This window comes from Streptomyces sp. NPDC126497 (assembly GCF_040302425.1).
Taxonomy (GTDB): domain Bacteria; phylum Actinomycetota; class Actinomycetes; order Streptomycetales; family Streptomycetaceae; genus Streptomyces.
The window spans coordinates 1-9010 of sequence record NZ_JBEORT010000159.1; the positions used below are offsets into that span (position 1 = coordinate 1).

General features: G+C 71.9%; 4 protein-coding genes. All 4 read left to right on the plus strand.

Annotated features, from left to right (window positions below; translation table 11 throughout):
- Nucleotides 1-327 precede the first annotated feature (327 nt).
- Nucleotides 328-3702 carry a pyruvate carboxylase gene (locus ABTY20_RS34030; protein ID WP_352001009.1) on the plus strand — a complete coding sequence of 1125 codons (3375 nt, stop codon included), beginning with the start codon at nucleotides 328-330 and terminating at the stop codon, nucleotides 3700-3702.
- A 415-nt stretch (nucleotides 3703-4117) separates the two neighbouring features.
- The gene (locus tag ABTY20_RS34035) at nucleotides 4118-4930 is read left to right on the plus strand and encodes an SAM-dependent methyltransferase (protein WP_352001010.1); all 813 of its coding nucleotides are present in this window, start codon (nucleotides 4118-4120) and stop codon (nucleotides 4928-4930) included.
- A 46-nt stretch (nucleotides 4931-4976) separates the two neighbouring features.
- The gene (locus ABTY20_RS34040) at nucleotides 4977-5720 is read left to right on the plus strand and encodes a class I SAM-dependent DNA methyltransferase (protein ID WP_352001011.1); all 744 of its coding nucleotides are present in this window, start codon (nucleotides 4977-4979) and stop codon (nucleotides 5718-5720) included.
- Between the two features lie 190 nt (nucleotides 5721-5910).
- On the plus strand, nucleotides 5911-9010 hold a 3100-nt coding region (locus ABTY20_RS34045), incomplete at its 3' end, for a 3-keto-alpha-glucoside-1,2-lyase-like domain-containing protein (protein WP_352001012.1).

Genomic DNA, 9010 nt, shown 5'->3' on the forward strand with positions numbered 1-9010 from the left:
GGAGGACGTCACCGGCCGCCCACCGCGCACGCTCGCCGACCGGGCCCGACGCCACGCCGCCCCCTTCCGGTGGCGCCGACGGGCGGCGAAGGCCGGCGCGGCCGCCGCGGACGGGACCGGCGCCGACGCACCGGACACGCTGCTCACGATCACGGCGCGGTGCTCCGCCGGTTCGTACGAGGGGCCGCGGGAGCCCCGGGGGAAACGTCCCCTCCCGTGCCCCCTCACATCGCCGCCGGGCCGGAGGTGAGTGGCCCGGCTCACATGGCGTACCGGGCCCGCCGCCGACACGATGGTCTCGTCACCGGCAGGCTGAAGGGATCGAGCATGTTCCGCAAGGTGCTGGTCGCCAACCGCGGCGAGATCGCGATCCGGGCGTTCCGCGCGGGCTACGAACTGGGCGCCCGGACCGTTGCTGTCTTCCCGCACGAGGACCGCAACTCGCTGCACCGGCTGAAGGCGGACGAGGCGTACGAGATCGGCGAGCCGGGGCACCCGGTACGGGCCTACCTCTCCGTCGAGGAGATCGTCCGCGCGGCCCGCCGGGCGGACGCCGACGCCGTCTACCCGGGCTACGGATTCCTGTCCGAGAACCCCGAACTGGCCAGGGCCTGCGAAGAGGCCGGCATCACCTTCGTCGGGCCCGGCGCCCGGATCCTGGAACTGACCGGGAACAAGGCCCGTGCGGTGGCCGCCGCCCGCGAGGCCGGCGTCCCCGTGCTCGGCTCCTCGGCGCCCTCCACGGACGTCGACGAACTCGTCGCCGCCGCCGACGGCATCGGCTTCCCCGTGTTCGTCAAGGCGGTCGCCGGCGGCGGCGGGCGCGGGATGCGCCGCGTCGAGGAGCCCGCCCAGCTGAGGGAGGCCGTCGAGGCGGCCTCCAGGGAGGCGGCGTCCGCGTTCGGCGACCCCACGGTGTTCCTGGAGAAGGCCGTCGTCGAACCCCGCCACATCGAGGTGCAGATCCTCGCCGACGGACAGGGCGACGTCATCCACCTGTTCGAGCGGGACTGCTCGGTGCAGCGCCGCCACCAGAAGGTGATCGAACTCGCGCCCGCGCCGAACCTCGACCCGGGGCTGCGCGACCGCATCTGCGCCGACGCCGTGAACTTCGCCCGGCGGATCGGCTACCGCAACGCCGGCACGGTGGAGTTCCTCCTCGACCGGGACGGCAACCACGTCTTCATCGAGATGAACCCGCGCATCCAGGTCGAGCACACGGTGACCGAGGAGGTCACCGACGTCGACCTGGTGCAGGCGCAGCTGCGCATCGCCGCCGGCGAGACCCTCGCCGACCTCGGTCTCTCCCAGGACACCGTCACCCTGCGGGGCGCCGCACTGCAGTGCCGCATCACCACCGAGGACCCGGCCAACGGCTTCCGCCCGGACACCGGCCGGATCAGCGCCTACCGCTCGCCCGGCGGTTCCGGCATCCGCCTGGACGGCGGAACCACCCACGCCGGTACGGAGATCAGCGCCCACTTCGACTCGATGCTGGTGAAACTCACCTGCCGGGGACGGGACTTCGGCGCCGCGGTGGGCCGGGCCCGGCGTGCGGTGGCCGAGTTCCGCATCCGCGGCGTCGCCACCAACATCCCCTTCCTGCAGGCGGTCCTGGACGATCCGGACTTCCGGGCCGGCCGCGTCACGACCTCGTTCATCGAGCAGCGGCCCGAGCTGCTCACCGCCCGCCACTCCGCAGACCGCGGCACCAAGCTGCTCACCTACCTCGCCGACGTCACGGTGAACAAGCCGCACGGCGAGCGGCCCCAGCTGGTCGACCCGCTCACCAAGCTGCCGCCGCTGCCCGCCGGCGAACCCCCGGCCGGCTCCCGGCAGCGGCTCGCCGAACTGGGCCCGGACGGGTTCGCCCGCCGGCTGCGCGCGTCGCCGGCCCTCGGCGTCACCGACACCACCTTCCGCGACGCCCACCAGTCGCTGCTCGCCACCCGGGTGCGCACCAAGGACCTGCTCGCCGTCGCCCCGGTGGTGGCGCACACCCTGCCCGGACTGCTCTCCCTGGAGTGCTGGGGCGGCGCCACCTACGACGTGGCCCTGCGCTTCCTCGCCGAGGACCCGTGGGAGCGACTGGCCGCCCTGCGGGAGGCCGTGCCCAACATCTGCCTGCAGATGCTGCTGCGCGGCCGCAACACCGTGGGCTACACCCCGTACCCGACCGAGGTGACCGACGCCTTCGTCCAGGAGGCGGCGGCGACCGGCATCGACATCTTCCGCATCTTCGACGCGCTCAACGACGTCTCCCAGATGCGGCCCGCCATCGACGCCGTGCGCGAGACCGGCACCGCCGTCGCCGAGGTGGCCCTGTGCTACACCGCCGACCTGTCCGACCCCTCCGAGCGGCTCTACACCCTGGACTACTACCTGCGGCTGGCCGAGCAGATCGTGGAGGCGGGCGCGCACGTCCTGGCCGTCAAGGACATGGCCGGACTGCTGCGGGCGCCCGCGGCGGCGACGCTGGTGTCGGCGCTGCGCCGGGAGTTCGACCTGCCGGTGCACCTGCACACCCACGACACCGCCGGCGGCCAGCTCGCCACCTACCTCGCCGCGGTCCGGGCCGGCGCCGACGCGGTCGACGGGGCGGTGGCCTCCATGGCGGGCACCACCTCCCAGCCCTCCCTGTCGGCGATCGTCGCCGCGACCGACCACTCCGAGCGCCCCACCGGGCTGGACCTGACGGCCGTCGGCGACCTGGAGCCCTACTGGGAGAGCGTACGCAAGGTCTACGCCCCCTTCGAGGCGGGTCCGGCCTCGCCGACCGGCCGCGTCTACCACCACGAGATCCCCGGCGGCCAGCTCTCCAACCTGCGCACCCAGGCGATCGCGCTGGGCCTCGGCGACCGCTTCGAGGACATCGAGGCGATGTACGCCGCCGCCGACCGGATGCTGGGCCGCCTGGTGAAGGTCACGCCCTCGTCGAAGGTGGTCGGCGACCTGGCACTGCACCTGGTGGGCGCGGGCGTCTCCCCGGAGGACTTCGAGGAGGAACCGAACCGGTTCGACATCCCGGACTCCGTGATCGGCTTCCTCCGCGGTGAGCTGGGCACCCCGCCCGGCGGCTGGCCCGAACCGTTCCGCAGCAAGGCCCTGCGCGGCCGGGCCGAGCCCAAGCCGGTCCAGGAGCTGACCGCCGAGGACCGCGCCGGGCTGGCGAAGGACCGCCGGCCGACCCTCAACCGCCTCCTCTTCCCCGGCCCCACCCGGGAGTTCGAGACGCACCGCCGGTCCTTCGGTGACACCAGCGTGCTGGACAGCAAGGACTTCTTCTACGGGCTGCGTCCCGGCACGGAGTACAGCGTCGACCTCGATCCCGGTGTGCGGCTGCTCATCGAACTGCAGGCGGTGGGCGACGCCGACGAGCGGGGCATGCGCACCGTGATGTCCACCCTGAACGGCCAGCTGCGACCGATCCAGGTCCGCGACCGGGCGGCGGCCTCCGACGTCCCGGTCACCGAGAAGGCCGACCGCGCCCACCCCGGTCACGTCGCGGCCCCCTTCGCCGGTGTGGTGACCCTCTCGGTCGCCGAGGGCGACGAGGTGGCGGCCGGCGCGACCGTGGCGACCATCGAGGCCATGAAGATGGAGGCCGCGATCACCGCCCCGAGGTCCGGCACGGTCACCAGACTGGCGATCAACCGGATCCAGCAGGTGGAGGGCGGCGACCTGCTGGTGGAACTCGGCTGAGCCGCGGGCCGGAGCCGACCCGGCCGACCCGCCCGCTCGGCAAGACAGGTGCACGAACTGCGGCGCGTCCCGCCGCCCGTCCGCTGCCGGAGGCGGTACTCGCCCCCGCCACCCCTTCCCGTCCCGCGGGGGGTGCTCCCGGACCCCCGTGCGCAGTTCCCCGCGCTCCCGCAGGGGCGCGGGGAACTGCGCGGGCAACCACCCGCCCACCCGCGCGTCCGGGGCCAGAGGGGCAGCGCCCCCTGAAGGACGGGGAGGGGAGGGGGAGGCGGCGGGGCGAGGAACCAGTGGCCGCCGGGCCGCGCGGCGCGAAGCCGCCCGGTGTCCCCCCGCCGGAGAGCCCGCGTCGGCGAGCTGTGGGACCGTGGATTATGCGTTGGCCAGAACAGCTCCCCAACGACTACGGACGGTACTCATGACCGACCCCGCCGCGGCGCCCGGATCAGCGCAGCAGAAGATCGACACCTCGGTGCCGCACTCGGCCCGGATCTGGAACTACTGGCTGGGCGGGAAGGACAACTACCCCGTCGACGAGGAGGCCGGCGACGCCTACACCGCCGTCTTCCCCGGGATCGTCACCATCGCCCGCAGCAGCCGTGCCTTCCTGCGCCGCACCATCACCTACCTGGCGGGCGAGGCCGGCATCCGGCAGTTCCTGGACATCGGGACCGGACTGCCGACGGCCGACAACACCCACCAGGTCGCCCAGCGGATCGCCCCCGAGTCCCGGATCGTCTACGTCGACAACGACCCGATGGTCCTGGCCCACGCCCGCGCCCTGCTCTACTCCACACCGGAGGGGGCGACCGCGTACGTGGACGCCGACATCCTGGACCCGGACCGCATCCTGGAGGTCGCCGCCGAGACGCTGGACCTCGAGCGGCCCACCGCGCTCATCCTCAGCAACATCCTGGGCCACATCGCCGACTACGACCGGGCGCGTTCCGTCGTCACCCGGCTGATGGCGGCGCTGCCGTCCGGCAGCCACCTCTCCGTCAACGACGGCTCCCGGGGCATCGACCCCGTCTTCGAGCAGGCCCAGGACGCCTACAACGAGAGCGGCGCGGCGCCCTACCACCTGCGTACCGTCGACCAGATCACGGCGTACTTCGAGGGCCTGGACCTGGTCGACCCCGGTGTCGTCCCCGTCCCGCTCTGGCGCCCGGACGGCGACACCCCGGCCCCGGAGCCGATCGGCGAGCACGGTGGTCTCGCCCGCAAGCCCTGAGGTAATCCGCTGGACAATCCCGGGGCCGACGAGCAGCGTTGAGGGAATGGGACAAGAGGGAATCTGGGACGAGGACGCGGCCCGGCGCTACGACACGCCCGGCACCGGAATGTTCGCCCCCGAGGTGCTGGAGCCGACCGTGGACCGCCTCGCCCGGCTCGCCGGAGACGGGGCGGCCCTGGAATTCGCCGTCGGCACGGGCCGGGTGGCCGTCCCGCTCGCCGGGCGCGGAGTCCCCGTCACCGGCATCGAACTCTCCCCGGCGATGGCCGAGCGACTGCGGACCAAGGCGGACGAGGCCACGATCCCCGTGATCATCGGCGACATGGCGACCACCGTCGCGCCGGGGGAGTACACCCTGGTCTACCTCGTCTACAACACCATCTCCAATCTGCTCTCCCAGGCGGAGCAGGTCGCGTGCTTCCGCAACGCGGCCCGCCACCTCGGCCCCGGCGGGCGGTTCGTGGTCGAACTCGGGGTCCCCGAGCTGCGCAAGCTCCCACCGGGCCAGGTGGCCATGGTCTGGGGGGCCGAGTCCGGGTACATCGGCCTGGACACCTACGACACCCTGCGCCAGCACCTGGTGTCGCACCACTTCCACTTCGACGACAGCCGGCAGGCACGGCTGTTCCGCAGCCCCCACCGCTACATCTGGCCGGCCGAACTCGACCTCATGGCCCAGCTGGCCGGTTTCGAGCTGGAGTCCAGGCATGCGGACTGGGGCGGTGCCGCGTTCACCGCCGAGTCCCCTTCCCACGTGTCCGTCTACCGCCTCCCGCCCTCCTCGTAACCGCGCACCGGTCCACAGCGCACCCGTCACATCGATGAATGCTGCCCAGGGGAAGGACTTTGAACTCATCGATGACAAAGTATGGACGGGTTGAGCAGAAGTCTCCTAGCGTGTCGGCCGCCACCGTTGGCGTTTGGCCCCTTCGGCACCGGAGTTATCCGGCCCTCCGGTCGACTCAGCAGGAGGAAGCATGGAAACACGGCTGTACCGGCGCGCCCGAAGATCCCTGACGGGACTGCTCGTCGGCGCGTTCGTCGCGGGTGGGCTCTGGGGAGCCCACCCGGCATCGGCCCGGCCGGACTCCGCACCGCGGGCCGACGTGCCGCCCCAGGAGCCCGGAGTCACCCTGCGCGTCTTCGACGTCCAGGTTCCGCTCGAGAAGATCTGCGCGCTCAAGCCCGGACAGACCCCCAACGTCGACAAGCTGATGCCGACCGTCGACTGGAGCACGACCGGCGACTTCGGCGGGTTCGGCGACAACTTCGTCACCCAGGTCACCGGCAACATCCATGTGCCGGCCGACGGTTCGTACACCTTCCGGCTGACCAGTGACGACGGCTCACGGCTGCTGATCGACGACCGGCCGGTCATCGACCACGACGGGTTGCACGGCGCCGAGCCCAAGGACGGCACCGTCCAACTCACCGAGGGCATGCACGCGTTGCGCATCGACCACTTCGAGCGCGGCGGCGACCAGGTGCTCAGCCTGGCCTGGCGGCCACCGGACGCGAGCGACTTCGCGACCGTGCCGAACGCGGCGCTGAGCACCGACGCCGGCGTGGTCCGGGTCACCGCACCGGGCCGCAAGGAGTGCGAGGGCGTCAGGGACTCACCCGGCGACGGCCTCCCGCTCACCTCGGTGCGCCCCGACCACACCCTCACCGACCTGCGCCCCGAGGGCTTCGAACCGCAGGTCACCGGCATGGACTGGCTGCCCGACGGCCGTCTGGTGGTGAGCACCTGGGGCGGCACCGACACCACCGCCGGCGAGGTCTACGTCATGGACGAGGTCACCGGCACCACCGGCCCGGACAAGGTGAAGGCCACGAGGATCGCCGAGGGCCTCAAGGAGCCGATGGGCCTCAAGGTCGTCGACGGGACCATCTTCGTCTCCCAGAAGCACGAACTGACGGAGCTGGGCGACAGCGACGGCGACGGCGTCATGGACGAGTTCAAGACGATCGCCACCTGGCCCCACGGCGGCAACTTCCACGAGTTCGCCTTCGGACTGCTGTACCGCAAGGGCCACTTCTACCTGAACCTGTCGGTCGCCATCAATTACGGCGGCGCCACCACGGACCCGCAGCCCGCACCCGGCCGGGGCGCGACCGTCAAGGTCGACAGGAAGACCGGCAAGGTGAGTTACATCGCCGGCGGCCTGCGCACCCCGAACGGCATCGGCTGGGGCCCCGGCGGCGACCTCTTCGCCACCGACAACCAGGGCGGCTGGCTCCCCTCGTCGAAGCTCGTCCACATCAAGCAGGACCGCTTCTTCAACCACTACACCAACCCCGCGGGCCCCTTCGACTCCGAGCCGGTGACCCAGCCGGTGCTCTGGCTCCCGCAGAACGAGATCGCCAACTCGCCCAGCACCCCGCTCCAGCTGACCAAGGGCAGGTTCAAGGGGCAGATGCTGTTCGGCGACGTCACCTACGGCGGTCTCCAGCGCGCCTACCTGGAGAAGGTCGAGGGCCAGTACCAGGGCGCCGTCTTCCGCTTCACCCAGGGCCTCGAAGCCGGCGTCAACCGGATCACCATGGGCCCCGACGGCGCGATCTACGCGGGCGGTCTGGGCGCGGACGGCAACTGGGGCCAGGAGGGCAAGCTCAGGTACGGCCTCCAGAAGCTGACGCCGAACGGCGGCAACACCTTCGACATCCAGGCCATGCGGGTGAGGAAGGGCGGCTTCGAGCTGGAGTACACCCAGCCGCTCTCCGAGGAGACCGCTGACAACCTTGTCAGCCACTACGAGGCCGAGCAGTGGCGCTACACCCCGACGCGCGACTACGGCGGCCCGAAGATCGCCGAGGAGACCCTGGAGGTGACCTCGGCCGAGCTGTCGCGGGACCGCAGGAAGGTGACCCTGGCGGTCGAAGGACTCAAGCCGGGCCGCGTCGTGCACGTCCGCTCCCCGCGCCCGTTCAGCTCGGCGTCCGGCGAGACCCTGTGGAGCACGGAGGCCTGGTACACCCTCAACGCCATGCCGGGCGGGCGCCCCGCACCGGGCCCGCTGTACGAGGCCGAGGAGGCGGCCCTCACCGGCGCGGCCGGGATCAACACCGACCACCGGGGCTACTCCGGCAGCGGCTTCGTCGACCGCTACGGCACGCAGGGCGCCACCACCACCTTCGACGTCCAGGTGGACCGGAGCGGAACGTACGACCTGGGGCTGCGCTACTCCAACGGACCGAACCCCTTCCGGGGCACCAAGTCCCTCTCCCTGTACCTCAACGGCAAGAAGGTGAAGCAGACCGAGTTCCGCAGTACCGGTGACTGGGACACCTGGTCGACGCAGACCGAGGCCCTGGGACTGCGCGCCGGGCACAACAGCGTCGCCTACCGGTACGACGAGGGCGACACCGGCCACGTCAACCTCGACCTCCTCAGTGTCGACCGGCACGGCGCGCCGGTCGGCCTGTTCGACGGTGACGGCCTCGACCGGTGGCAGCACACCGACGGGCGGCCGGTCCAGTGGCCCGTCACCGACGGCGCGATGGAGGTCTGCTGCGGGGACATCCGTACCAAGAACAGCTATGACGACTTCAAGCTGCACGTGGAGTACCGGCTGCCGGAACTGCCCCCGGACGTGACCGGCCAGGACCGCGCCAACAGCGGTGTCTACCTCCAGGACCGCTATGAGCTCCAGATCCTGGACTCCCACGGCGACACCACGCTCGACACCGACGAAGCGGGAGCGATCTATCTGAAGAAGGCCCCCGATGTGAACGCCGCCCGAGCGCCCGGGACCTGGCAGTCGTACGACGTCGTCTTCCACGCGGCGCGCTACGACGCCGAGGGGAACAAGACGGCCGACGCGCGAGTCACCGTGGTGTGGAACGGCAGGAAGGTCCACGACGACGTCGCGATCGACGGCCCGACCGGCGGCGGAGCGCCCGAGGGCCCCGCGGCCGGGGCGATCCGGCTGCAGGACCACGGGAACGCGGTGCGCTACCGCAACATCCGTATCGAACCGCTGCCACGCTCCGCCAGATCGAGCGCGCCTACCAGGTCGCCGAGCGCTGGCACCGCGGCCAGAAGCGCAAGAGCGGCGACCCGTACATCACGCACCC